This window comes from Nocardia mikamii NBRC 108933 (assembly GCF_001613505.1).
Taxonomy (GTDB): Bacteria; Actinomycetota; Actinomycetes; order Mycobacteriales; family Mycobacteriaceae; genus Nocardia; species Nocardia mikamii.
Genome location: NZ_BDCM01000025.1, coordinates 62,023 through 87,793 on the forward strand (window position 1 = coordinate 62,023; position 25,771 = coordinate 87,793).

The window sequence follows — 25,771 nt, forward strand, 5'->3', positions numbered from 1 at the left end:
CGCTCAGCGCGCCGCGCTGTCGAGCACGCGCAATTCTCCGGATTCCGCAGCGGCCCGGATCGATTCACGAAGCTGCGAGCAGTGCTGCATCGCCGCGTCCGAGAGTGCGCCGGCGGCATGACGTTCCACGCACGCGGCACTCGACTCCGCGTCCCATTGAATGCTCGTCTGCGCCCAACTGCTCTTACGAGCGAGCACGCGCGCACCGCAGTGCCGGCACTCGACCGGCGCCATGGGCACCTCCCGGATGCGTTCGTCGATCGGCGTCACGAGGCCGCCTCCGCGGCTTTGCGGGCGACGTTCTCGCGGACCTCCTCCTGCCAGGCGGCCAGCGGTCGCGTGGTGTCGAGTTCGAATTCGAACCGGTCGACCATTTCGGGAGCGACATCGGCGACGTCGACGTAGAACTGCTGATACCAGCGGCGCAGCTGATAGACCGGGCCGTCCTCCTCGCAGAGCAGCGGATTGTCGATGCGCGCCTTGCTCTTCCAGATGGCGACGTCCTGCTCGAAGCCGAGCTTGACCCAGTCGCCGAGCGCGACGGCGGTAGCCATCGCCTGATCCTCGGGCAGCGTGTCGGACTTCTCGACGATGATGCCGTACTGCAGCACGAACGAATTCTCATCGATCGGATAGTGGCAGTTGAGCAACACCGTCTTGTAGTCACCGTGCTCGTAGTGATAGACGAGGTCGTCGATCATGAACGACGGCCCGTAATACGAGGCCACCGACGAGGTACCGAGCAGCTGCGGCTGACCCACCGGTCCCGGCAGATCGTCGCGGGCGCCACTTTCGAAATACTGCGTCGCCACCGGCCCCTCGAAAACGTTCTTGAAAAAGGTCGGCAGAGAACCGTGAATGTAGAAGAAATGCGCCATGTCCACGACGTTGTCGATGATTTCCCGGCAATTCGTGTCGACGACGGTGGTGTACCAATGCCAATCGGTCCAGGTGGGGTCGCCCGCGCCCGCGATCCGCGGGATGGTCACTCCCTCCGGCGGCGGATTGCCCTCGGGATCGTTCCAGACGAACAACATGCCGTCCTGCTCGAGCGTGGTCCACGCCCGGGTCCGTGCCAGAGGCGGCACTCGCCGGGCGTACGGGATCTGTTTGCAGCGCCCGTTGCCGCCCCAGCGCCAATCGTGGAAGGGGCAGGCGATCTCGTTGCCCTTGACCTCGCCGTCGGACAGGTCTCCGCCCATATGCCGGCAGAACGCGTCGAGAACGTTGACCCGGCCGTCCTCACCACGGAAGACGACCAGTTTGGTGCCGAAGGCCTGGACCGAATGCGGCCGGCCGTCGGCGAAGTCTCGGATCAGCCCGAGACAATGCCACCCGCGTGCGAACCGCGTCGGCACCGTCCCGGCCTCGATCTGGCGAACCTCGTCATGCGTCGTTGTCATGTCCACCGTCCTTGGAAAGGAGAAATGTGGTGGAAGCGGGCTGGATATCCGCGCCGTCGCGGACGGCTTCCACCGCACATCCGTTCTAACATCACGAATGTCACTGCGTAGCAGTGGATTTCACTGGCCGGAATTTCTCATCGAATCGCCGGCGAATTGATCGGTAAGCCATGGTGACTTCCCGGCTGTCGACGGTCTCCCGCAGCGGCCGCAGCGGTTTTCGCGGCGATATAGCCGAAGACCAATCCCTGTCCGATCGTCGCGCCCGCGCCCGGATAGGTGTTGCCGAAGGCATTGGCCGCCGTATTGCCGATCGCGTACAGGCCCTCGATGACGCTGCCGTCCTCGCGCAGGACGCGGGCCGAGCCGTCCGCGCGCACACCACCGCACGTGCCGAGGTCGGACAGCACCAGCTTCACCGCGTACAAGGGCCCCTTCCTGCCCAGCGGCCGCAGATTCGGGTTCGGGCCGATCGTGGGGTCGCCGTAGTAGCGGTCGTATGCGCTTGCACCCCTGGCGAATTCGTGATCGACACCCAGCTGCGCGGAGGCGTTGAAGCTGTCGAAGGTCGCGGCGAACGCGTCCGCGGGCACACCCATCGCCCGTGCCAGGCCTGCCGGATCGGTGGCCGTCGCCGCGATGCCGTTGTCGTACCAGGGCCGGGGCAACGGCTGCCGGGGGAACAGGCCCGCGGCGAAGATGTAGCTGTTGCGGTAGCGCTGATCGAAGACGAGCCACATCTGCTCCACCGGATCACCGGCGCGCTCGCGCTCGAGTACCCGCTGACCGAAGGACATGTAGTCCGTTGCCTCGTTGACGAAGCGCCGCCCGCTCTGGTCGACGATGAACGATCCGGGCAGCGCACGCTCCGCCAGCAGCACCGCCGGCTGCCCGCCGGGCAGCGCGGCCACGGCCGGGAACCACCATGCCTGATCCATCAGTCCGATCGCCGCACCGGCCTCCCGCGCCACTGTGATGGCATCGCCGGTATTGGTTTCGCAGCCGAGGCTCGCATGCTCGACCAGCCTGTCCGACTGGTACTTTCGCCGCATCTCGGTGTCGTGGTCGAACCCACCGGCGGCCAGCACCACTCCGCGCCGGGCGGTGACCTCGGTGCGGACGCCGTCACGGTCGACCACCGCTCCGGTGACCGCGCCGTCCTCCCCCACCAGCAGCCGCACCAGCGAGGTGTCGGTCCAGATCGGAATCCCGGCGCGAATCGCGCCCGCGAACAGGCCCGCCGCGAGCGCCTGCCCACCGGCGATGTACTCACGTTTGAGCACGAGTCCGCCCACACCGATCGCCATCGCCTTCATCCCGCGCCACAGTGCCTTGCGCGGGGTGCGCGCGATCAGGTTGAGCCACTTGTAATCCGCGCCGGTCACCGGCATCGGCAGCCCGGAGGCCTCCATCACCCCGGGACGCAGCCGCGACCGGTGCGCACCGAGCCGGGACGCGTCGAACGGCTTGCACTCGCAGGTGCGTCCCGCCGCCGATCCGCCCGGCAGTTCGGGGTGATAGTCGGAGTAGCCGTCGGCCCACATGAATGTCATCGGAGTGGTCCGTGCGAGCATCTCGACGGCGGCGGGCCCGTGTTCGAGAAAGGCCGCGCCACGTTCCTGCGGTGCCGAATCACCCACTACCGCTTCGACATACGCCGCGGCGGCGCGGGCATCGTCGGCGGGTTGCCGTTCGCGCAGCAGGAAATTACCCGGTACCCAGAACGCCCCGCCGGACCGGGCCGTGGAACCGCCGACATATTCCGACTTCTCCACGACCAGTACCGACAATCCCGCCTCGGCGGCGGTGAGCGCGGCGGCCAGTCCGGTGCCCGATCCCACGACCAGCAGATCGACTTCGTGCTCGGCTGTGTGGTTTTCGCTGGAGTTCATCGCCGATCGGCCTTTCATGCTTGCTTCATCTGCTTGGCCCACAACCATTCATGGCCCCAATAGCTGTCGGCGGTGATCTCCTCGGCGGTGTAGTAGGCCTCGTCGACCGGTTCGCCCGCGGTCCCGTATTCGATATCCCAGCCGCCGGGCACCCCGACGTAGAAGGAGATCATCTTGTCGTTGGTGTGGCGGCCGAGTGTCGAGGACACCGGGAAATCCCGTGCCATCACCTGATCGAGGGCCTGCCCGACGGCATCGAGCGAATCGACCTCGACCATCACGTGGATCAACCCGGGGTCGCGACCTTCCAGCGCGGGCATGATCGCCAGACTGTGGTGGCGCTGATTCACGCCGAGAAACCTGATGCGCAACGGCCCGGTTCCCGGCGGCGAGGGCATCCGGAATGCGCCGCGGGACAGGAATCCCAGCGTTTCGGTGTAGAAGGTGTAGGACTCCTCGAAGTTGGCGGTCGGCATCACCACGTGACCGAGTCCCTGTGCGCCGGTGACGAATCGCTGCGCGTATTTGGTGACGACCGGACTGTGTTCGAGGACCGGTCCGTGGAAGAACTCCAGCGGTGTGCCACCGGGATCGGTCAGGCAGATACCGGCTTCGACCTTGCGGCGGTCGGCCAATTCCTGTGACATGGGCGTGTATTCGTATCCGGCGTCCCGCACGATCGCCTCCAGCCGGCGCAGCGCCGGCCCGTCGCGCAATTCCCAGCCGACCGCGCTCACCCGGTCGACATCGGCACGTTCGACGGTGATCCGCGACGGGCGCTCGTCCATACGGAAATGCAGCGCGTCCTTCTCGTCCCCGAAGCCCGGTGCGAATCCCAGCACATCGAAGCCCAATTCTCGCCAGCGATCCATATCGGTGGCGAGCACCCGGACGTAGCCGAGCCCCTTGATCTCTGTCATGAACAACCGCTTTCGGTCATGAAGTAACTCGCGTTCTGTTCGGGCTCGGTCAGATCATCACGCGCAGGGGTCCCTGCGGTACCTCCACACCCAGCGAGGACATGGCCGCGGCGTGATAGGTCGTGCTGGAGACGTGAATGGCATGGTGTAGCCCGGCGTGGGCATCGCGCCAGAATCGTTGCAGCGCATTGTCCATGCGCAGCGCGTTGCCGCCCGCGCGGTCGAAGATGTCGTCGGCGGCGCGGACCGCTCGCCACGCCGACCGGATCTGATCCCGGCGCACTCGGGCGCGCATTTCGAAATCGATCTCCTTGCCCGCGTCGACCAGGTCCCAGATGCGGTCGACATTGGCCAGCAACTGCTGACGGGCGGCATCGATCTCGGAGGCGGATTCGCCGAGTGCGTGCAGCACGTAGGGGTCGTCCTTGACCAGAGTTCCGGTGGCCCCCACCCGATTCCGCTGATAGTCGATTCCGGCGGCCAGCACGCCCTCACAGATGCCGATCGTCGCCGAGGTGATGCCCAGCGGGAACATGGTCGACCACGGCATCTTGTACAACGTTTCCGTGACGCCGTATTCGGCGGCCGCGCTCCCGTCGATGACCTTGCCCTGGTCCATCACCCGGTAATCGGGGATGAAGGCGTTCGTCACCACGATGTCCTTGCTGCCGGTGCCGCGCAGCCCGACCACATCCCACGAGTCCGCCACGATCTCGTAGTCCGAGCGGGGCAGGATCACGTGCAGCGGCTGCGGCGGCATGACCGGTTTGCCGTCCGCATCGCCGACCAGGGCGCCCAGGAAGATCCAGTCACAGTGATCGGTGCCGGAGGAGAACTGCCAGCGCCCGCTCATCACATACCCGCCGTCGGTCGGCACCGCGACACCGCCCGGCATATACGGCGAGGCCATCCAGGTGTCGGTGTCCTCGCCGAGAACCTCCTCCTGCACCTTCGGATCGGCGAAGGCGAGCTGCCACGGGTGCACGCCGACGATCCCGGCCACCCAGCCCGCGGAACCGTAGAGGCTCGCGGTCTTCATCACCGTCTCGGCGAACTCGCGCGGATGCGACTCGTAGCCGTTGTACTTCTTGCGCTGCAGCATCCGGATGACGCCGGCGTCCTTCAGCCGTTTGGCCATGTCGTCGGGCAGCCGGCCCAGCGAATCACCCTCGTCGGCCCCGTTGCGAATCTCCTCGGCGATGCTGTCGATACTGCCGATCACTGTGTTGGACATACGGCCCAGCTTGGCCGCTCGCCCCCCATTTGTGACCTGAGTCTCCTACTCATCGGAACACCGGATCGTGGCCGGGGCCCGGGCGACGAGCCGCCCGATCGATTGAGGTAGCGGACTACTCGTGTGGACCACGCGCGGGCGAGCCACGCTGAACCCATTGCCTTCACGCCGAGGCGAGCCGCCGGCTCGGACGTACCGGTGGCCTTTCCGAACGAGGGATGGTGTCGTGGGTACCAAGTGGGCGCGCCGGCTGCCTGCCGGAATCGCCCTGATCGGAGTTACCGGACTGATCCTGTGGGTCTGGCTCGCGTCCGGATGGGAAACCATCGGAAAGGTCGCCGGCCTGATCACAGCGGTCATCGGCGTGCTGACCGCGGTGGCGGCACGATGGCCGGGACAGCGGACCATGGTCGATCCCGATGCCGCCTTGGAGGCGCTGGCCGGCGCGGTGCGTGAGCAGTGGCAGGCGGAGGAGAGACTGCGCCGGCTGGCGGACCCGCGGCCGTTGCGACTGCACTGGGACAACTGCGGCCGAGACGGGGTGATGGATTACTGGGAGGTGATCCGCGGCGTCGAGGGTTGCGATACCCCGATCGAACTCGGCGGACGGCTCGACGAGATCGTCGAGGTCTTCGAGCGGATCCCCTCGCGGCGGTTGGTGGTCCTCGGTGAACCGGGGTCGGGCAAATCCGTGCTCGCGATGCATTTCACCCTCACCGCGGTGCGACGCCGAAGCCGTGGCGATCCCGTCCCGGTTCTGATGCCGGTCGCGTCGTGGAATCCGCGCGAAGCGAGCCTGTCGGCATGGATGGAGACGCGGTTGTGCGTGGACTATCCACTTCTCGGCGGCCGCGCCGCGTCGGGGGCGACGCTGGCGCACGATCTGATCACCGGGGGCCGGATCTGGCCGGTTCTCGACGGCCTCGACGAAGCCCCCGAAGCGGTGCGTTCCGAGGTGATCACCGCCGTGAACCGCACCCTCACCGTCGGCGACCGGCTCCTGCTGACCAGCCGCTGCGCGGAGTACGAGGCCGCGGTCGAAACCGCCGGCGATGTCGTGACAGCCGCCGCGGTGATCGAAGTGACCCCACTCGGACTCGAGGAGGTCGCGTCCTATCTGAGGGTCACATCGGCGCCCCGGCGGGGACCGAACAAATGGGACCCCGTCCTCACCCATCTGCAGGAGCATCCGCGAGATCGCCTGGCCTCGGTGTTGACGACACCGTTGATGACCTCGCTGGCGCGCGCCGCCTACAGTGAGGGACGCGCCGACCCCGGTGAGCTCCTCGACGCCACCGTCTTCGATACCCGTGAGGCCGTCGAGACTCATCTCCTCGACCAAGCGGTTCCCGCCGGCTATGCGGGTGACAGCCCGCCCGCGGGCCGCAACGGCGACGCGGCGGTCGACGCCGAACGCCGACTGCGGTTCCTCGCCGGTGACCTCGACCGCTGCGGGGATCGTGAATTAGCTTGGTGGAGGCGGTATCTCGCCATTCCCTCGCCATTGTTCGCGGCGGTGACGGGACTAGCGGTCGGGGTACTCGTGGTAGCAGTGACGACCGCAGCGTCATGGCCGACCGGCAGCTTCACATCGACGAGATGGGGGGAAAGTGTCGAGTGGTCGGTCCGGCTGGGATTGCTCGCCGCGATCGTCGTCGGCTTCTTCACCTTGGCGGACCTGGACCGTGAGAGACCGACATTCCGGCGCCGAGCTGCGCGCTTCACCATGGTGATGGCGCTCGGTTCGGTCGCCGCGCTCGCCGTCGGCGGGCTGACCTACCGGGCATGGATCGACACGAGCTATCGGTCCGATATAGCCCACAGCGCGGTCGGCACCGCGCAATACGTCGCGGAGAGCTTCTTGCTCATCGCCCTCGTCGTCGGTTTCCTGCGCGTACCCCCGACACGGTCGCCCACCGCTGTCCTCCGGGAATCACCTCGAATCGCCGAGACGACTGCCGGACGCCTCCGGGCGGAAGTCGGGCCGATCGCGGGCACAGCGGCCGTGGTCGGGATCGTTTTCGGGCTGATCCATGCGATCGGCATGTCGGCTGAAAGTGTTGTGGTCAAGCACGAGTCCCTACGGGACGGAGTTCTCGACATGCCGCGCGAGTGGTTGACGGTGGGGCCGATCGCCGGGGTCTGCTCGGCACTCGGCGTGCGACTCGGCCGTCGCATTCTGCGGCCGGTTTTCGCAGCCGGCGCCGATCGGACCACGACGGGCCAGCCGCGGATTTTCGCAGCGGTCACGGTCACCATGGTCGGGGTACTGGCCGGCGCGGTCGTGCTACCGATCATGAGAGACGTGCTCGGTAGTGACGGGGCAGTGTGGGGCGCGGCGTTGCGCGCCGCGAAGGACGGTATCCGGCTCGTCCTCGGTCCTGCGGTCATCCTCGCATTCCTGCCATGGGAATCCCGGCCGATGACCCTGCAACTGCGGCTGCGAGGCAGGCTGCTGCGTCTGCTCATCGTTTCCGCGATCGCAGGGACAGTGGGAGCGGTGACGCTCTGGTTCGCGGCAGACCTGCCCGACGCCGGGCAGAAGGCACGAGACTGTTTTCTCGTCGGTCCGCCGTTCGGCCTCGCCATCGGAATACTCGCCGTCGCGCTGGATCGGCCGATCACGCTGGACCGGCCGATGGGACCACTGGCATCGCTACACCTGGATCGGCGAGCGGCCGTCATCTACAGCCTCGCCTACGCGGTCGCCGCCGGCGCGGCCACTTGGCTCCACGCCGCGATCAGCCCGACCGCCGCGCTCGGCGCCGAGGACATCGGCGTCTTCGCCGTCGCGTTCTTCGTGATCTCGTATTTCCTCACGGCCTCCGGCCGGCACACGATCACATCCCTCTGGTTGTGGCTCGACGGGCGAATGCCGTTGCGGGACATGGAATTCTATCGCACCGCCCATCGCCGCGGGGTGCTCCGCCAGGTCGGCAGCGTCTACCAATTCCGGCATGCCCTGTTGCAGGACCGGCTCGCCGCCGGCGCACGACGGCCGTTCCGACACAGCCGCGCTTACACAGCCCTCGTCCTCGCCGCCGCGACGGTCCTGGCACTTTCGTCCGTCGCCGGGCTCGTACACCACGCGTACGAACACCGCGAGTGGCTCGCGCGGAGCAACGCGGCCACCCTCCCCTTCGACGATGTTTCCCTGCCCCTCGGTGTCGCCGTCGACCACGCCGGAACCCTGTACGTGGCCGGCACGACGTTCGGAAAGAGCGCCAACCTCGTCGACGACACCTCCCCCGTCGGCCGGCTGTGGCGATGGCCGAAGGATGCGCCGGCGCCGTCCATGCTCCGGATCACCGATCTCGGACTGGCCTTCACACTGGCGGTCGACCGAGCGAACAACCTCTATATCGCCGACCACGACAGCCGTCACGTTCTCCTATTGGGTCCCCGATCGATCGTCCCGGCCACCCTGCCCTTCCCCGAACTGGAGGAGCCTTTCGGCCTGGACGTCAGCGAATCGGGCGATGTGTACGTTTCCGACAACGGCACCGGTACGGTCTGGAAGCTGCCGGCCGGATCGACGACCGCGACCGCCCTTCCGTTCCCGAAACTCGACCATGTCACCGGTGTCGCGATCGACTCCGCGGGGGCGGTATACGCCAACGAAGCGGGCCGCAATCGCGTCGTGAAGCTGACCACCGGCTCCACCGTCCCGACGGCTCTGCCGTTCGACGGTCTCGACAAACCGACCGGGATCGCCGTCGACTCCGAAGACACCCTCTATGTCTGCGACTGGAACGGCCGGGTGATGAAACTCCGCGCCGGATCGGCGACCCCCGAGGCGGTGCACATGACCGGACTCGACAAGCCGCAGTCCCTCGCCGTGGACGATGCGCACAACCTGTACGTCACGAACCCCTACGACAACCGTGTGCTCGAACTACCGTCGCCTCGATGAGCGACAACAGCGGGCGGCGGCGGAATTCACGTCGATGAAATCGATAAAATCGAATTGCGCCGCACTTTCGTGAACATCGCACTTTCGTGAACATCGAAGCAGGCCACCGGGGCAGCGCACACCATTTCCATTATGACGGGCGAGAACGGTGGCGAACCCGGGTAGCACACTACCCGCTTTCAACTGGGGATATGAGCCGAATTCGAGTATGCACGACCCTCCCCGCACACTGTGGCAACCACTAGAATTCAAGGGCACCATATCTTTTGGATCGCCAGGCGATCCGGTTTCCAGGACTTTCATCCGCGATGTGGCGGGTTCTGCCGCCTCCTGCGGGCTGCTCTCCCGGAGTCGAATGCGTTCATCCGTTCGCCCTGGTAATCCCTTCCGAAGGGCGAAAGGACATGTTGGTACGAATTCATCACAACGGCGACGACGCGCTGATCGCATGGAAACCCGACGGGTTCATTCCGGGGTGCCGCGGGTTCGCGCTCATGCGGCGACGCAACGGCATCGAAGAGGTCGTCAGCACCTGGGTCGGCTTCACCGACGACCAGGCCACCGCCGGCGAACGTCGCGCGTCCACGAACTGGCCGATTCAGAAATATCAATGGATCGACTACATGGCCGACCCCGGCGACAAGATCGCATATCGGGTCCTGCCGATGATCGGGGACGACAAAGCCAACCTCCGCCCCGACCCGGACACCGCGAGCGACTGGACCGACGAGATCACCCTGACGCACATGGCATCGCCCGATATCGAGGCGGTATTCAACCGCGGAATCGTTGCCGCACAATGGGTCTCGCGCCGGTTGGGGGTCACCGGCCACGAACTGCAGAACGCGAGACTGGAAACCGTGCTCGAGACCACCGGCGACCCACTCCGCAACTACCTCGCCGGACCACTGGGCGCGCGGTTGTTCACACTGCTCGACACGGCTGCCCGGGACGGATCCGATGTGTACGCCGCGCTGTACGAACTCGACGATCCTCAGCTGGAAACCGCCCTGGCCCGGCTCGGCGACCACGCGCACATCGTGCTGGCGAACGGGAGCGTGAAGAAGAAGGGAGACGATCAGAACGCCGACGCGCGCGACACGTTGCGTGGGCAGATCGACCTGCACGATCGGATGTGTTCGCCGCGCGCTCTGGGACACAACAAGTTCCTGGTCGTCTGCGACCGGGACTCCACACCGCGATGGGTGTGGACCGGCAGCCAGAATTGGACCATGACCGGGTTGTGCACCCAGGCCAACAATTCACTCCTGATCGAGGACCCGGACCTCGCCGAGCAGTATCGGCACCAGTGGGACCTGCTCGAGCAGGCGGGCGACGCCACACCGGCGAGCCTGCGCGCCGACAACAGCACACCCCGGGACGAGACGGTGGATCCGGCCCGGGTGCGACTGTGGTTCACCCCGACCGTCGGACAGGTCGACCTCGACGACGCACGCACGCTCATCACGGGCGCGGAGACCGGCATCCTCTTCCTGATGTTCAATCCGGGACCCAAGGACACCCTGCTCACCACGATCCTCGACACGGCTCGCGCGGGACGACCCGACGACCGGCGCCTCTACATTCGCGGCGTCCTCAACCAGGACCCGAGCACCACGGCCAACCCGGTGCACCTGTTCGATCAAGAGAACACGGAGAAGGCCGATTTCGACGTCGTCCTCCCCGCGGCCATCGACGCGCCGACGATGTTCTTCCGCGAAGAACTGAAGAAGCTGGATCGAGCATTCGCGATGGTGCACAGCAAGGTCATCGTGATCGATCCCCTCGGGGCGAACCCCGTCGTGCTCACCGGGTCGCACAACCTGGGCCCGAAAGCCAGCGGGACCAACGACGAGAACCTGCTCCTCATTCGCGATACGCCGGGTCTGGCCGACGCGTACGCGACCAACATCATGTCCGTCTACAACCAGTACCGGTGGCGCTTCCGCCGGCACCTGCAACCACCGAATCTCCGATGGCAGGGCCTGATCGACAGCGATTCCTGGCAGAGCTGGTATCTGAAGCCCGACAGCCCTCAGGTCCGCGAGATCGAGTTCTGGGTCGCATAGCCGGCGCGGAGCCCGACCACTGGGTCGACACCTGGCAAGACGTGCGAGGCCACTCGGGACCGCCGTTCGCGCACGATCATGCCGCCCTACCCGTACTCGCGACAGCGACGCGACCGCCGATCCCTTCGACCGGCCCGGCCCGGCTACTCGGTCAGTGCGAGCGCAGCCAGTCGCGGTAGTGGGTCGCGGCCAGATGGGCGCCGGGAGGCGCTGTCAGTTCGTCGCCTTCGACCGCGGCGAACAGGCCCGCGGTGTTGTCGGTGACGACGTGGCGATGGTCGCCGGTGGCTTCCAGCGTGAGGCGGCCGAGTTCGTCGAGGGGGAACACGTCAGGGCCGGCGATATTGCGAATGCCCTGCAGCGCCGCGCCGGCGGCCACCGCCGCGACCTCGGCGGCGACCTCCGCCGAACTGATGGGCTGGATCGGGGTGGTAGGCAGGCGGACGGTGTCACCCTCGGTGGTCGAGTCCATCGTCGGCGCGATGAACTCCATGAACTGGGTGGCGCGCACGATCGAGTACGGGATCGGTCCCGCCTCGACCAGGTTCTCCTGCAGGGTCTTCGCCCGGTAGTAGGCGAGCGCGGGCACCCGGTCGACGCCGACGATGGACAGTGTCACCAGATGCCCGACGCCCGCCGCCTCCGCGGCGGCCAGCAGGTTGGTCACCGTGGTGCGGAAGAAGTCGAGGGACGCGTCGTCGAAGGTCGGCGAGTTGGTCACGTTCACGACGACCTCGGCGCCGTCCAGCGCGTCGTCGAGGCCCTGCCCGGTGAGCAGGTCGAGGCCGGTCGAGCGGGAGTGCCCGGTCGCCTCCTTTCCCGCAGCGGTGAGACGCTCGATCACCTGGGAGCCGATCAGTCCGGTGCCGATGACGGAGACTTTCATGAATGCTCCTACGGTTGGGGTGTTCGAACTCGGAGGCCCGGAACACCCAGGCCACAGGTGTCAGGGCGTAGCGCCGTCCTCGGTCGGTGGAGCGCAAGTGCCGTGCCGGCTTCGTAGTTCAGCGCAGCAATAGTATCGGTCCTTTCGACACCCCGGCGGCGCGTGCGATCGCGGCGGTCTCCAATTGGAGGCGGCCGGCCTCGCTATTCGTCGGCGATCCGAATGATCGTTCTGCCGGGCGTGCGGTGGCGGCGGGCGAACGCAGAACCCGTGTCGGCGAGCGGTCGCACGGAGCCGACGACGGGCTCGAGCCGCCCGTTCCTGACCCGCTCGGCCAAATCGGCCAGGCGCGCCCGGTCGGGTTCGACGACGAAGAAGACGGCCCGCCCGTCCCTGGGTTGCGTGGCGGGTGGCATGGCGATGGTGACGAGAGTGCCACCGGGACGTACCAATTCGGTCGATCGCTCGAGGATTCGGCCGCCGATGACGTCGAATACCACGTCCACCGGACCGGCGTCCCGCAGATCGTCGCCGTCCAGGTCGAGGAAGGCCTGCGCGCCGAGTCCGAGCACGATGTCACGGTCGCCGGCGCGGCCGCTGCCGATCACGTGCGCGCCCACCTCGCGCGCGAGTTGCACGGCGATCGAGCCGACACCGCCCGCGGCGCCGTGAATCAGGACCGTCCGGCCGCAGGTCAGGTGCGCGTGGTCGAACAACCCCTGCCATGCGGTCAGGCCCGAAATGGGCAGCGCGGCAGCCACGGTGTAGTCGATATCGGCCGCGAGCGGGGCGAGGTTGCGAGCCTCCACCGCGGTGTATTCGGCCAGCGATCCGTCGCGCGCCCAGTCGGTCGGCCCGAAAACCCGCTGGCCGACGGTGAGACCGGTGGTTCCGTAGCCGAGTTCGACCACGACACCGGCCAGTTCGTGCCCGGGGATGGAAGGTGTCCGATCACGACCGGCGCGGTCGGACCAGGTCGCCGGCCACTCGAGTTCGCCCGGCGTGAAGCCGGCGGCGTGCACCCGCACCACGACATCGTTTTCCGCGGCGTGCGGGTAGGGCATGTCGGTCAACGTGAGCCCGGCGATACCGGAATCACGGTCGCGCACGGTGATCGCTCGCATGCTGAAGTCCTTTCCGGGCGGCGGCGTCGCGGCGGCCGATCAGCTCGGCCACGGCGAGCCGAGGATCCGCTCGACCGTCGTCGTGCGCCGGAAGCCGGGGATGAAATGCTCGAGCACATCCGAATTCACTGTGCCGTCGGTCGTTTCCGGGCGGTTCCGGAGGCCGGCGACGTAGGTTCGCAGGAACTCCTTCTTGAAATCCCCCCTCGGGTGGGCGGCGAGGATTTCGCTCAGCCGGTCGGGCTCCAGTCCGTCCATGCCGAAGCCGACCACATCGGTGAGGACGCCGAGGTGCGTGGCCGCGATCTCCGCCGCCATCCGAGCCGGAATGCCCGGCGTGGTGTGCAGCGCTACCGCAGTCCAGACCGTTTCGGCCGCGGAGGTCGAAAAGCCCCGCGCCGCAAGGAACTTCCGCGCGTGGTCGGCGCCGTCGAGTTCGAAACGCTGAACGATGCCGGAAAAAGGGGTCAGCAGGCCGCTGTCGTGGAATATGGCCGCCAGGTACAACAGTTCCGGATCGGGAGTCAGGGCGAGCCTCTCGGCGTGGAGCAAGCCGAAGAGGAAGACCCGCCTGGAGTGGTGGTAGATGAGAGGGCTGGTCGTCTCCCGGACGAGCCGGGTCGCTTCGACGACCGCCGCGGTATCGGGAATCCTCAACCCCGCGATGACCTCTGGCATGACGTGACCCCTTCCGACTCTGCATACCTCATCCCCCCGTGGTCGGGACGACCACGGGGGGATGAGACCGTAACGGTAGCCGTGCGCTACGTCGCCGCAGGGCCGGCCACATCGGCGGGAAGGGGCGCATCGATGGGAGCGGGGTTCGGCAGCGGCGCGGTGAGCCCGACGATCGCGCCGACCGCCGCGCCGAGCGCCCCGCCGAGCGCGGCCGCGGGACCGGCGACGATCGCGGCGCCGACCGCAGCGCCGACCAGCGGACCGACCACCACGCCGGTCGGCAGGAACGGGAGGCCGACGACGAATCCGGCCGCCGCACCGAGCGCCGCGGCCGGGATCGCGAGCGGCGCGGACATAGCCGCACCGATGCCGGCGCCGATGGCCGCACCGACGCCCGCGTCGACCACGGTCGCGGCGCATCGATCGGGATCGGCCGGAACCTGCTCGCAGAACGTCTCGACCGGATGCTGCTCCTCCACGGGCGGCGCATCCGCGAGCTGGGCCGGAGGGGCGGCCACCGGATCGACGGGTACCGCGGCCGCGGTGTCGGCGGTCAGTGCGTCAGCCGTCACGGCCGGGGCCCAAGCGTCGCCGACGGGCGCGTTCCGCGGCACGACGGCCGAATTGTCTTGGACCACAGGACCGTTTGCGGGCGGCAACGGCATCGGGAACGGGATCAACCCCTGCACATCGCTTGCCAGTGTTTGCCAGTCCACTGCCAGCGGCGGTACACCGGGCGCCTGCGCGGCGTCGACCGGGGCGAGAACGAGATTGCCGGGAGATGCGGTAGCCACTCCCGTACCTAAAATGACCGCGAGCGGCAACATGCCCGCAATCAACATCGGACGTGACATGCGCCGATGACCGACCTTCGGCATTTCACACCTCCCGGGTGGATATCTCTGAGTTGTTCCCGACCCTCTCGCATGCGTGTACGTTGCGGCTGAGGTAGTTTAAGCACTCGCGGGCGCCGGACATCGGAGAAACGGCGAATTCACGTGCGTCGATCGAATGACGATTTCCGGTTTCGAAACCCTCGAATACGCGCTGCGGCCGCAGTCGCCTACGGGATTTGGCAAATTTACGGCAGTCCATCGGAGGCGCGCGACACTCGAGGCATCCGCGCAGCCCAGGGTGGAGTACTGCCTACCGATGCCAACGATTAGCTGTCAGGTCGGCGGCTGGTCAGCCGCCAACCGTCCCGGCGACTCACACCGCCGCGGCCACAGCCCGGGCCACAGAACACGACCGCGGAGCAGACCGATTCGCGAGGAGACCTTCCCCGAAATTTCCTCTCGCCGCGGCGACCAGGCATAGAAAGAGTCCATGGGAAGGCAGGTGGCTGTCGTTGTCTACGTGCTCGCGTTGGTGGCCGCCGTGGGGAGCGTGGACCATCTCAGGTTCGTGCAGCGTTCGTAACGCGGCGGGCGGTTTCGGAGACGAACACACTCGCCTCCGGTTCGAAGCGTCCGTAGCGGAGTACGAGCAGACGAAGACCTGGGATACGCTGGCACGCAGCGTATCCCAGGCCGGTTTCGTGGTTCGTCGACCGCCGAGGCGGGTCGGCGTCAGGGTTGCGGTTGCGCGGTACGCGACATTCCGCTGCCGCGGCGAGCGAACGGATTGCGCAGGCGCGGCTTCGCGGCGGCCGCCGGTTGCGCGGGCGCCGGCTTCGCGACGACCGGCTGGGCCGGCGGTGTCTTCGCGAGATCCTTACGAGTGGCGGTCATTTCGCGGCGCGAGTGCCGCAGTTCGCGGCGGATCTCCGCATGGCGGCGCGCCGAGGAGAACGCCCCGGTGAGGGCGATGCCCAAACCGAGCATTCCGACCGCGCCGACGGCGGCACCGGCGGCGAACAGCTCGTTCTGAGTGGGAGTGAAATGGGCGCCGAAGACGGTGAATTCGGTCGCCAGCACGTGCGTATCGCCAGAATTTGCCAGCGCTGCGGCGATTCCGACCACCACTGCGGCGAACAGAATGATCAACCCGATGAATACAATCATGGCTACTACCGATTCTCAACATCGATGGACTGTTGTAGTTCGGAAATAACCGGCTTTCGGATCGTCAAACAACCTTCTCGGCAAGACACTTCGCACACGCGGCTCCGCGCGGCCGCCGGAGCCGGCCGAGCTCAACCGCTTTCGGATGCGAGCCCGGATCTCAGGGTGGAGGTCCTCGACACAGCCTCGCGGCACACTCTCACTGCCACTGCCTCGCCACCAGGGAGAGATGATGCGGCTGCGGCGGTCGTTCCCCCGGGCCCGCGGGCGCCATCGCGACGCGAGTTTCGGCGATCCGTCGCCGCAGACCACTGATCGAATATGCGAGAAAAACTCAAGCAATTTATCGGCAAAAGCGAAATATTGCGAAACGCCCCCGGTATCGACATAAAACTCTACAGTCGATATGTCCAGCAGAGCCGGTCGCGGGTCTTGGAGGCTCGTATGGATCTGAACACCGTCGAGGACGTCATTCGCCGGCCCTCGGCCCGCCCGGGTTCCGACTGGCACGCCGGAGATGCGTGGCTGGCCGGGGGGACGTGGTTGTTCTCCGAACCGCAGCCCACCTTGCGCCGGCTCATCGATCTCACCGCGCTCGGCTGGCCCAGCCTGGCGCCCACCGAGCAGGGCCTGGAAATCGGCGCGACGTGCACGATCAAGGAGTTGCACGAGTTCGCTCCGCCGGAGGACTGGTCCGCCGGCGGACTGCTGCGGACCAGCTGCGAGGCGTTCCTGGCGTCGTTCAAGATATGGAACGCCGCCACCGTGGGCGGCAACATCTGCATGTCGCTGCCCGCCGGTCCGATGATCACCATGAGCGTGGCACTCGAGGCGACCTATCGCTTGTGGGCGACGGACGGGACGGAGCGAACGGTCGCGGCCGAGAATTTCGTGGGCGGCGATCATCTGAACGCGCTGGGGCCGGGCGAAATACTTCGAAGCATTCATATCCCTGCCGAGGCGTTACGGAAATCGTACGCGCACCGGCGATTCACGCTGACCAAGCTGGGCAGGTCCACGATATTCATGGTCGCCACCCGAACGCCGGGCACCGACGAGCTGTGCCTCAGCATCACGGCGGCAACCGCGTATCCGATTGTCCTGCATTTCGATTCCGCACCCGGCGCCGACACCGTGCGGGACCGTATCGACGCGATCCCGGCGGACGTGTGGTTCGCCGACGCCAACGGCACACCGGAGCACCGCAGACACCTCGCCCGCCACTACGCCGAGGAACTCCGGGCCGAACTCGGAGGCGCGAGATGAGCTTCGTCGTCAACGGCAAGACGTTCTCCCAGCAGCCACGGCCCGGGCAGTGCCTGCGGACCTTCCTGCGGCACCTGGGGTGGTTCGGGGTGAAGAAGGGCTGCGACGCCGGCGATTGCGGTGCCTGCACGGTCTGGCTGGACGGTCGTCCCGTGCACAGTTGCATCACACCGGCGTTCCGCGCCGACGAACACGAGGTGACGACGATCGAGGGCCTCGGAACGCCCGAGAATCCGCATCCGATGCAGCGGCAGTTCCGCGACGCCCCCGGATTCCAGTGCGGCTTCTGCACCGCCGGCATGATCATGACCGCGGCGGCCCTGACCGACGAACAGAAGCAGGACCTGCCACACGCGCTGAAGGGAAACCTCTGCCGCTGCACCGGCTATCGGGCCGTCGAGGACGCGATCAACGGCGTCTGCGCGATCGAGGTGGCGGAGCCGGGCGCGGTGATCGGCACCAGCGTCGCGGCACCGGCCGCCACCGGCGTGGTGACCGGCCGCGCCGAGTACACGATGGATACCGCACCCGAGGGCATGCTCCATCTGAAAGTGCTGCACTCCCCCCACGCGCACGCGCGCATCATCTCCGTCGACAAGTCCGCGGCGCTCGCCGTGCCGGGCGTACAACGCGTCTACACCTGGGAAGACGTGCCGCGCAAGCTGTTCACCACCGCCGTCCACACCGACCACCTCGTCGACCCCGACGACACCTACATCCTGGACAACGTCGTGCGTTTCGTCGGCCAGCGGGTCGTCGCGGTCCTCGCCGATTCGATCGCCGCGGCGGAAGAGGGCTGCCGCCGGGTCGTCGTCGAATACGAGGTGCTGCCCGCGGTGTTCGATCCCGAGCAGGCGATGGGCTTCGGCGCGCCGCAACTGCACGGCTCCGACGATCCGTTCGTCCACGATCCGGCCCACAACGTCCTCATCGAGCTGCACGGCGAAATCGGCGATACCGCAGCGGGTTTCGCCGAGGCCGACGTCGTTCACGAAGGCACGTACTTCTCACCGCGGGTGCAGCATGTGCATCTGGAGACACACGGATCGATCGCCTGGATGGAGGCGGGCCGGCTGCATGTGCGGACCAGTTCGCAATCTCCGTGGGTCGCCAAGGGCAAACTGGCCCATCTGTTCGACCTGCGCCCCGACCGGATCCGGGTCTTCTGCGAACGCGTCGGCGGTGGTTTCGGCGGCAAACAGGAGGTGCTCAGCGAAGACCTGGTGGCATTGGCAACCTTGGACACCGGTCGCCCGACCTGCCTCGAATACACCCGTGAGGAGGAGTTCACCAGCGCCCCGACCCGCCATCCGATGAAGATCACCGTCAAGCTGGGGGCGCGCGCCGACGGCACCCTGACCGCGATCCACTTCCGCAACGTCTCCAACACCGGCGCGTACGGCAACCACGGCGGCGAGACGCTGTTCGCCGGGGGCTCGGCCGTCGCCGCCTACCGCTGCCCCAACAAGAAGTTCGACGGCTACGTGGTCTACACCAACACCCTGCCCAGTGGCGGCTTGCGCGGTTACGGCATGACCCAGCCGGTCTTCGCGATGGAATCGGCGATGCACGAACTGGCCGTCGCGCTCGGCATGGACCCGCTGGAATTGCGGCGCCGCAACATCGTTCGCCCGGGCGAGGCGCTGCTGTCGATACACGACGAGGCCGACGACGTCGCCTTCACCGAGGACGGGCTGGGCGCGTGTATCGACCGCGTCGACGCCGCACTGCGCGCGCACCCGGACGGGCAGGCGCTGGGCGCGGACTGGTCGATCGGCGTCGGCACCGCCGCCTCGATACACGAAACCGCACCCCCGACCGAACACATCTCGGTCGGGCTGGCCACACTCGGCGACGACGGAATCTACGAGATCGCCGTGGGCACAGTCGAATTCGGTGAGGGCACCTCGACCGCGCATGTCCAGATCGCGGCAGCCGAGCTGGGAACCACGCCGGCGCAGATCCGGCTCGTCCAATCCGACACCGACAGAACCGGTTTCGACACGGGTGCCTTCGCCAGCGCGGGGCTTTTCGTGGCCGGCAACGCCGTCGCGCGATCCGCCGCGGCGTTGCGCGACCGGATCCTGCGCTTCGTCTCCGACTACACCGGTGTCGCCCTGGAATCGTGTGCCATGGACGACGACGCCGTGCGCTGCGGTGACACCCGCGTCCCACTGGCCGACCTCGCGGCGGCCGCCCGGAGCCGGGGCGCGCGACTGACCGAATCGCGCAAGGCGTACGGCTCGCCGCGCAGCCTGTCCTGCAACGCACACGGATTCCGGATCGCGGTCCACCGCGTGACCGGCGAGATCCGGATCCTCTACAGCGTCCAGGCGATCGACGCCGGTGTAGTGATCAACCCGGAACAGGTCCGCGGACAGATCGAAGGTGGTGTGGTCCAGGGCGTCGGTTTCGTCCTGACCGAACACCATCTGATGACCAACGGCGTCGTCACCAATCCGACGCTGCGCAACTACCGCATCCCCACCTACGCCGACGCTCCGCGCACCGAGGTGATCCTCGTCGGCTCGACCGATTCGGCGGGACCGGTGCGAGCCAAGGGCATCGCCGAATCCTGCGTCAATCCCGTGGCGCCCGCTCTGGCCAACGCGGTGTACGACGCGACCGGTGTCCGCTACCGCGAGCTACCGCTGACGCCCGACCGGATCTTCGCGGCGCTGCGGGCATCCCGGCTGACCTCGACCGGCTGAGCCGGGAGACCACGATGCCCCGCGAGACGCCGGCCGGACACGCCGCCACCGTCATCATCGGTGAGAAGGTTCGTCCCGGCTGCGAAGAGGCGTTCTTGGCCTGGCAGCACGGGCTCAACAGCATGGCGGCGCAGTATCCGGGATTCATCGCCGCGGAGATCGACCCACCGGCCCAGCCGCACGCGCACTGGTCGCTGATCTACCGCTTCGACTCGATTCCGAATCTGCGCGCGTGGATCAACAGCGCCACCCGCCAGGACAGCCTCGCCGAGGGGCGACGCTATCTCGACGGCCCGCCCACCCAGCAGATCGTCACCGGCGCGGCCGCACCGCCCGACACCCTCGTCACCGCGGTGGTGACCCATCGAGTCGTTCCCGAGCAGATCGATGAGTTCCTGGCGTGGCAGGAACGACTTCGCCACGCGGAGAACGGGTTTCCCGGTTTCCGCGGATCGGAGATCTTCCGGCCGATCGAGGGCGTGCAGGACGAGTGGACGATGCTCTACCGCTACGACAGCGCCGCCGACCTCGACCGCTGGCTGACCTCCAGCGAGCGGCAGCGGCTGCTCGAGGAGGGGAAACGGTTCAGCGACTTCCGCTTACGCACGATCGACAACTCGTTCGGCAGCTGGTTCGCCTTCGACGAGGACGGTCCCGCACACGCACCGTCGCAGACGAAGACGTCGATCGCGGTGTGGGTCGGGTTGTATCCGACGGTCGTGCTGCTCTCGCTGGCGCTGGCGCCCGCGGGAATGCCGCTGTGGCTGGGCATGCTGATCGGAAATCTGTTGTCCAGCTTCGTCATGACGTTCGTGACGATGCCGCGCTATGTGAATCCCTTGCTCCAACGCTGGTTGCAGCCGGCCCCCGGGTCGCCGCGGAAGGCGATCGAGATCCGCGGCGCGGTGCTCATCACCGCCGTGATGACGTTCTGGACGGTGCTGTTCTGGCTGGTGACCGCCGTGTTCTGGCATCTGCCGTGACACCGGCCCACAACGAGAAGGAGAAGTGACGACAATGACCGAATCCAACGGCAGCACGGTCCCGGCCTTCATGCGCCCGGTGATCGCCGACGAGCCGCCCGCCAGCGCCCGCACCGTCGCCGAACAGTCGGTACTGGCGCTGAACGCCGCCATGTTGCAGCTGTACGACACATCGCTGGAGAAATTCAAACAGAACATGCTCGACCAGGTGCCCATCATCCTGGCGCTGTTCACCGGCGCGGGTGGGCAGATGATCCTGTACCGGCCCGGCCGGGAACCGGAAGTCGCACCGCCGGTGCCGATCGTCTACCAGCTGGCGAAGTCGGTGGGCCACAGCACGATGGCGATCTACGAGATCGTCGCACCGTACATATCCAACGCGTATGCGAATCAGCTGTGGCGTCCGCCGCTGGAGATGTACCGGGCACAGCACCGCACCGCCTTCGACAACCTCGGCGCGCTGGAGATCTCGGACGAGGACCGCGCGGTGCTGCACGAGATCCTGCACCGCAATCTGACCTTCATGGACGAATGCCTCGCCCGGGGCGGTTACAGCTACCACGACGTCGAGAAATACATTCGCGACACCGAACCGTATTCGGCCCGGTCGATCGGTATCGGCTCGGGAGCTCAAGTCGGCCACTGGATGTCGGTCCTCGACGAATGGAAGGCGAATCTCGGCGAGGACTGGGAGCGCGCCTATGCGGTGAGCAACTCGCTGTACGTCGCGCGGCAGAACAACATCCTCTACAGCGTTCTCGTCCAATTCATGGGCACCGAGACGATGGGCGACCGGTTGCTGCTGGTCGAGACGACGGAATTCGAGACCACGCCCGAGAAGTTGCTCGATGTGCTCGGCCGCATCGTCGCCGACCGCTCGCTGGGCATGGTGTTCTTCCGCGACTACTACCTGATGGACGTCGAACTGCTCGGTGGCGGCGGGCGCGCGGCCATCGAACGCGAAATGGCCGCGCGGGGAAGGGAACCGGTGCTGCCGCCCCTGGCGCCGTTCCGTTCCGACGATTGGCCGTGGAAGACCGATCCCGCCAAGGGCACCGGCCCGGCACGGCTGGAGGATGTCGGATGCCCGATCCGCCCGGAGCCGGTCGGCTGATGCCGGAGGCGACGAGTTCCGCGGATTTCGCCCAGCGTGCCGTCGACATCGCTCGCGACAGTGTCGCCGCGGGCGGGCTGCCGTTCGGGACCGTGATCGTCAAGGACGGCGCGATTCTCGCCGAGGGCAGCAATTGTGTTGCCAGTACTCATGATCCGACCGATCACGCGGAGATTCACGCCATCCGCGAGGCGTGCCGGACATTGGGCACCGAGTATCTGACCGGGTGCACGGTCTACGCGATCGCCCACCCGTGTCCGATGTGCCTGGCGGCGCTGTACCACTGCGCGCCCGACGAGGTCGTCTTCCTGGCCACCCGGGAGGATTGCGCGCCGTATATGGCGGGCGGGAGGGACAAGTACTTCGAACCCGCCACCTTCTACGCGGAGTTCGCCAAACCCTGGAATGAGCGGCGGCTGCCGATGCGTTATCTGCCGCGTGCCGATGCCGTGGAGGTCTACAAGCTGTTCGAAGAACGGCATGGCGGCGCATCGTTGTGACACAACGGTATTCGCGCCGTGTCACGGCGTGGGGTCGTGATGGATCCGTCCTCCGAGTTCGGTCAGCGGGTGACCGGCACCGCCGCGGGTGCGCATGATGATCTCCGCGACGATCGACACCGCCGTTTCCTGTGGGGTACGAGCGCCCAGGTCGAGACCGAGCGGGCTGGCGAGCCGGCACAAGTCGGTATCGGTGACTCCGGCCGCGCGCAGCCGGCGCAGCCGATCGTCGTGGGTGCGCCGGGATCCCATCGCGCCGATGTAACCGAGTGCCGGGAGCCGCAATGCCACCCGCAGCAAGGGGACGTCGAATTTCGGGTCGTGGGTGAGGACGCAGACGACGGTCCGGCCGTCGAGGGTATTCCGCTGGGCCTCTGCGCTGAGGTAGCGATCCGGCCAGTCCACGACGACCTCGTCGGCGGCCGGGAAACGGTCCACGGTCGCGAACCTCGGACGGGCGTCGCAGACCGTCACCCGGTATCCGAGCAGCGCGCCCTGCTGTGCCAGCGCGGCGGCGAAGTCGATGGCGCCGAAGATCAACAGCCGCGGGCGGGAAGCCAAGGTGTTCACGAAGACGTCCGTGCCGGCCTCCAACGGCGAGCAGCCGATCAGCTCGGCATGATCGGCCGCGAGCAGTTCGCGGGCCCGCTCGGCCACCGCGGCGTCGGCTCGGGCGGATCCGAGCGAGCCATGGATCGCATCCGGGGTGACGATCAGCCGCCGGCCCGGCCGCGCACGGTCCGAATCCGCGACGACGGTAGCGATCGCGACCGGGCGGTCCGCGGCGACCGCGGCGATCACCACCGGCAGGTGGGGGCACGTCTTCCTGGATATCGGCTCGGCGAAGATGTCGATCTCACCGCCACAGGTGAGAGCGGTACCGAACAGTTCGTCGGTGTCGACCCCGTAGCTGTGCAGCCGGGGCCGTCCGGTCACCGCCACCTCGGCGGCCAGCTCGTAGACGGCCGCGTCCACGCAGCCACCGGAGACCGATCCGGCCACGGTGCCGTCGGGAGCCACGACCATCGCCGCGCCCACAGGTCGCGGCGCCGATCCCCGGGTGCGGACCACCGTGGCGACACCGGCGGTGCCACCGGATCGCCAGACGGAGGTCAGTGCCGCCAGGATGTCGCGCACTGCCGTACGCGCCCTTCGGTCGTGGCCGCAGCGCTCGCCTGCTGTAACCGCATCCCTGAATGATGCCCGTCCCCGCAGCCTCGTGCCGCCACAACGCGTCGACGAGCCGCGGCGATCGATGACCGGCGGCGGTCAGCTCGTGTGCCGATTCTCGACGGCAGACGATGCGGGATTCGCCGGTTGCGTGGGCGCCAGCGGAGTCGCGGGCGCCGATGCGGGGTGCGGCGAGCCGGAATCCTCGGAGTGCATCTCGCTCATTTCGCTTCTGAAGATGCGTAACGAACGGCCGAGGCCGCGGGCGGCGTCGGGCAGGCGCTTGGCGCCGAACAACACCACGACCACCAGTGCGATGATGAGCCAGTGGGTCGGACTCAACGAACCCATCGGAGCCTCCGTTCGTGCGCCGGAGCCGCTCGGACGGTGACCGTCGGCCCGGCGGAATCCACCGGCGAGACCATTCGTCCCCGGCGTCGGCATTGGACGAGTTCATGATAACTTGCCACGGCTGCAAAGGAAGTAAATTGCGCTTTCACCTGGCTTGATGAAGTTTTACAAAGCTACCACAGCATGTGAATGTGCAGTAACATACTCGCCGTTGCCGACGTGGTGGTCACCGGGTCGGCAGCGACAGAGTCGAAGAGCCGGTCGCGTGTGATGTGCACCGGAACGCAGGTGGAGGTTGCCATGGGTGTCGAGATTGCCGCGGCCCCTTCGTCCGTCGAGCAGTTGCCCGTCGAGGTGGACGAGATCACCGGCCGGTGCCACGACGTTCTGGACGAATTGTCCTTCGGCGGAAGCTGTTCGGGCGCGGCCGCGCGATTGACCACCGCCGCGGACCGCTGGGTCCGGTGCGGGCTGACACTCGAGACCGTTCAGCACACGGTATTCGAGGCATTCCGGCGGCACCTGGGGTCGATGCGAAGTTCCGGCGACGACGTCGACACGATCGTGACGTCGGTCGGTCGCGTATTGGACGCCCTGGAAATCGTGACAACCGGTATCGCGGACGCCTATTCGGCGACGGTTCCCGACGCCGCCGAGGACTACCGGCCGAGCAGCGACGCGGTGACCTCCGCGTTGCTCGGCGGCCGATCCGCCGCCGCGGCGGCCAGGGAATGCGGAGTGGAACTCGCCGACCGCTACCAGGTGCTGGCGATGTCGTTCCCGACCGAGTCCGGCGGTGACCGCCCCGGTTGCGACGTTTCGGTCCGGGCGCGACGGACCATGCACCGGGCCCGTGCCGTCCTGGAACGGATGAACAACGGCGCGGTGCTGTTCCAGTTGTCCCCGAGCGGCGGCACCGTGCTGGTCCCCTATCCGGTCGTCGGTTCCGACCGCTGTCTCGATCACGTCGTGCACACGCTGGCCGCGGCCACCCGGACACCGATCACCGCCACGGCGGTCCACGCCACCCGGGCCGCTGTCCCCGCGGCGGCCACCCAAGCGCACGAGCTGCTCGACACCGTGCACGCATTGCGATGCCGGCCCGGCCTCTACCGCATGCGCGACCTCGCTCTCGAATATCAGCTCACGCGGCCCGGACCGGCGCTGGAAATCCTCGGCACCCTCCTCGACCCGCTCGACGACCATCCGGAACTGACCGAGACGCTGGTGCGGCACTGCGGTAACGAGCTGAATCGGCAGCGCACCGCACACGAGATGCGCGTTCACACCAATACGGTCGACTACCGGCTCAAACGCATCGGCCGGCTGATCGGAGTGGACCCGACCTCACCTTCCGGACTGCTCCAGGTCCGGGCCGCGCTCGTCGCCCGCGCCTATCGCGCGCATATGCCGGCCCACTGACGCACCCGACGACGGCCCCGGCGGAGATGGAGCGTGCACCTCCCTCGGGGATGGATCCGACTGGCGGCACGGGTCGTACATACTGGCCACGTCACAGCAGAGGCGACGACGACCGTGCCCACGGCGTCGTCG

20 protein-coding genes are annotated in these 25,771 nt (G+C 67.3%); 8 read left to right on the forward strand and 12 right to left on the reverse strand.

Annotated features, from left to right (window positions below; genetic code table 11):
* Positions 1-3: 3 nt before the first annotated feature.
* From NMI01S_RS31240 to NMI01S_RS31260, 5 genes are all read right to left on the reverse strand, one after another.
* A complete protein-coding gene (locus NMI01S_RS31240; RefSeq protein WP_063002388.1) occupies positions 4-234 on the reverse strand; it encodes a hypothetical protein in 231 nt (76 codons plus the stop codon).
* 32 nt (positions 235-266) lie between these two features.
* Positions 267-1,403, reverse strand: coding sequence for a 3-ketosteroid-9-alpha-monooxygenase, oxygenase component (locus NMI01S_RS31245; protein WP_063002327.1), 1,137 nt, complete (start codon positions 1,401-1,403; stop codon positions 267-269).
* A gap of 137 nt (positions 1,404-1,540) precedes the next feature.
* The gene (locus NMI01S_RS31250) at positions 1,541-3,313 is read right to left on the reverse strand and encodes a 3-ketosteroid-delta-1-dehydrogenase (protein ID WP_245717105.1); all 1,773 of its coding nucleotides are present in this window, start codon (positions 3,311-3,313) and stop codon (positions 1,541-1,543) included.
* Complete coding sequence (locus NMI01S_RS31255) at positions 3,310-4,215, reverse strand: VOC family protein (protein WP_063002328.1); 906 nt, start codon at positions 4,213-4,215, stop codon at positions 3,310-3,312. The genes NMI01S_RS31250 and NMI01S_RS31255 overlap by 4 nt, the downstream gene beginning before the upstream one ends.
* Positions 4,216-4,264: 49 nt before the next feature.
* A complete protein-coding gene (locus NMI01S_RS31260) occupies positions 4,265-5,449 on the reverse strand; it encodes an acyl-CoA dehydrogenase family protein (RefSeq protein ID WP_063002329.1) in 1,185 nt (394 codons plus the stop codon).
* A 226-nt stretch (positions 5,450-5,675) separates the two neighbouring features.
* Between NMI01S_RS31260 and NMI01S_RS31265 the strand changes: the two genes are divergently transcribed.
* Both NMI01S_RS31265 and NMI01S_RS31270 read left to right on the forward strand, forming a co-directional pair.
* Positions 5,676-9,362, forward strand: a complete 3,687-nt coding sequence (locus NMI01S_RS31265; protein WP_063002330.1) for an NACHT domain-containing protein — start codon at positions 5,676-5,678, stop codon at positions 9,360-9,362.
* 404 nt (positions 9,363-9,766) lie between these two features.
* Positions 9,767-11,431 carry a phospholipase D-like domain-containing protein gene (locus NMI01S_RS31270; RefSeq protein WP_063002331.1) on the forward strand — a complete coding sequence of 555 codons (1,665 nt, stop codon included), beginning with the start codon at positions 9,767-9,769 and terminating at the stop codon, positions 11,429-11,431.
* A gap of 151 nt (positions 11,432-11,582) precedes the next feature.
* Here NMI01S_RS31270 and NMI01S_RS31275 read toward each other — a convergent pair whose 3' ends face one another.
* The 5 genes from NMI01S_RS31275 to NMI01S_RS31295 all read right to left on the reverse strand — a co-directional run bounded on the left by NMI01S_RS31275 (position 11,583) and on the right by NMI01S_RS31295 (position 16,122).
* Positions 11,583-12,317, reverse strand: coding sequence for an SDR family oxidoreductase (locus NMI01S_RS31275; protein WP_063002332.1), 735 nt, complete (start codon positions 12,315-12,317; stop codon positions 11,583-11,585).
* A gap of 203 nt (positions 12,318-12,520) precedes the next feature.
* Positions 12,521-13,441, reverse strand: coding sequence for an NADP-dependent oxidoreductase (locus tag NMI01S_RS31280; RefSeq protein WP_063002333.1), 921 nt, complete (start codon positions 13,439-13,441; stop codon positions 12,521-12,523).
* A gap of 39 nt (positions 13,442-13,480) precedes the next feature.
* Positions 13,481-14,119, reverse strand: a complete 639-nt coding sequence (locus NMI01S_RS31285) for an HD domain-containing protein (protein ID WP_063002334.1) — start codon at positions 14,117-14,119, stop codon at positions 13,481-13,483.
* A gap of 86 nt (positions 14,120-14,205) precedes the next feature.
* The gene (locus NMI01S_RS31290) at positions 14,206-14,997 is read right to left on the reverse strand and encodes a hypothetical protein (RefSeq protein WP_157126456.1); all 792 of its coding nucleotides are present in this window, start codon (positions 14,995-14,997) and stop codon (positions 14,206-14,208) included.
* Positions 14,998-15,687: 690 nt separating this feature from the next.
* Positions 15,688-16,122 carry a hypothetical protein gene (locus NMI01S_RS31295; protein WP_063002336.1) on the reverse strand — a complete coding sequence of 145 codons (435 nt, stop codon included), beginning with the start codon at positions 16,120-16,122 and terminating at the stop codon, positions 15,688-15,690.
* Positions 16,123-16,566: 444 nt separating this feature from the next.
* On the opposite strand from NMI01S_RS31295, the gene NMI01S_RS31300 reads away from it, so the two are divergent.
* From NMI01S_RS31300 to NMI01S_RS31320, 5 genes are read left to right on the forward strand one after another with little or no spacing between them, the layout of a single operon-like run.
* Positions 16,567-17,388 (forward strand): FAD binding domain-containing protein, encoded by an 822-nt coding sequence (locus tag NMI01S_RS31300; RefSeq protein ID WP_063002337.1) that lies wholly within the window; start codon positions 16,567-16,569, stop codon positions 17,386-17,388.
* Entirely contained in the window at positions 17,385-20,099 is a 2,715-nt protein-coding gene (locus NMI01S_RS31305; protein WP_063002338.1) for a molybdopterin-dependent oxidoreductase, read from the forward strand. Before NMI01S_RS31300 ends, NMI01S_RS31305 begins: the two co-directional genes overlap by 4 nt.
* A 14-nt stretch (positions 20,100-20,113) precedes the next feature.
* Positions 20,114-21,082: an antibiotic biosynthesis monooxygenase gene (locus tag NMI01S_RS31310; protein ID WP_063002339.1), complete on the forward strand. Its 969-nt coding sequence runs from the start codon at positions 20,114-20,116 to the stop codon at positions 21,080-21,082.
* A 34-nt stretch (positions 21,083-21,116) separates the two neighbouring features.
* On the forward strand, positions 21,117-22,196 hold the full coding sequence (locus tag NMI01S_RS31315; protein WP_063002340.1) for a hypothetical protein: 1,080 nt from the start codon (positions 21,117-21,119) through the stop codon (positions 22,194-22,196).
* Positions 22,196-22,696 (forward strand): nucleoside deaminase, encoded by a 501-nt coding sequence (locus tag NMI01S_RS31320; protein ID WP_063002389.1) that lies wholly within the window; start codon positions 22,196-22,198, stop codon positions 22,694-22,696. The genes NMI01S_RS31315 and NMI01S_RS31320 overlap by 1 nt, the downstream gene beginning before the upstream one ends.
* Before the next feature lie 21 nt (positions 22,697-22,717).
* On the opposite strand, the gene NMI01S_RS31325 is transcribed toward NMI01S_RS31320, so the two are convergent.
* Together NMI01S_RS31325 and tatA are read right to left on the reverse strand one after the other, a co-directional pair.
* Complete coding sequence (locus tag NMI01S_RS31325) at positions 22,718-23,833, reverse strand: XdhC family protein (protein ID WP_063002341.1); 1,116 nt, start codon at positions 23,831-23,833, stop codon at positions 22,718-22,720.
* Positions 23,834-23,965: 132 nt separating this feature from the next.
* On the reverse strand, positions 23,966-24,217 hold the full coding sequence (gene tatA / locus NMI01S_RS31330; protein ID WP_063002342.1) for a Sec-independent protein translocase subunit TatA: 252 nt from the start codon (positions 24,215-24,217) through the stop codon (positions 23,966-23,968).
* 300 nt (positions 24,218-24,517) lie between these two features.
* On the opposite strand from tatA, the gene NMI01S_RS31335 reads away from it, so the two are divergent.
* The gene (locus NMI01S_RS31335) at positions 24,518-25,639 is read left to right on the forward strand and encodes a PucR family transcriptional regulator (protein WP_063920925.1); all 1,122 of its coding nucleotides are present in this window, start codon (positions 24,518-24,520) and stop codon (positions 25,637-25,639) included.
* Positions 25,640-25,771: the final 132 nt, after the last annotated feature.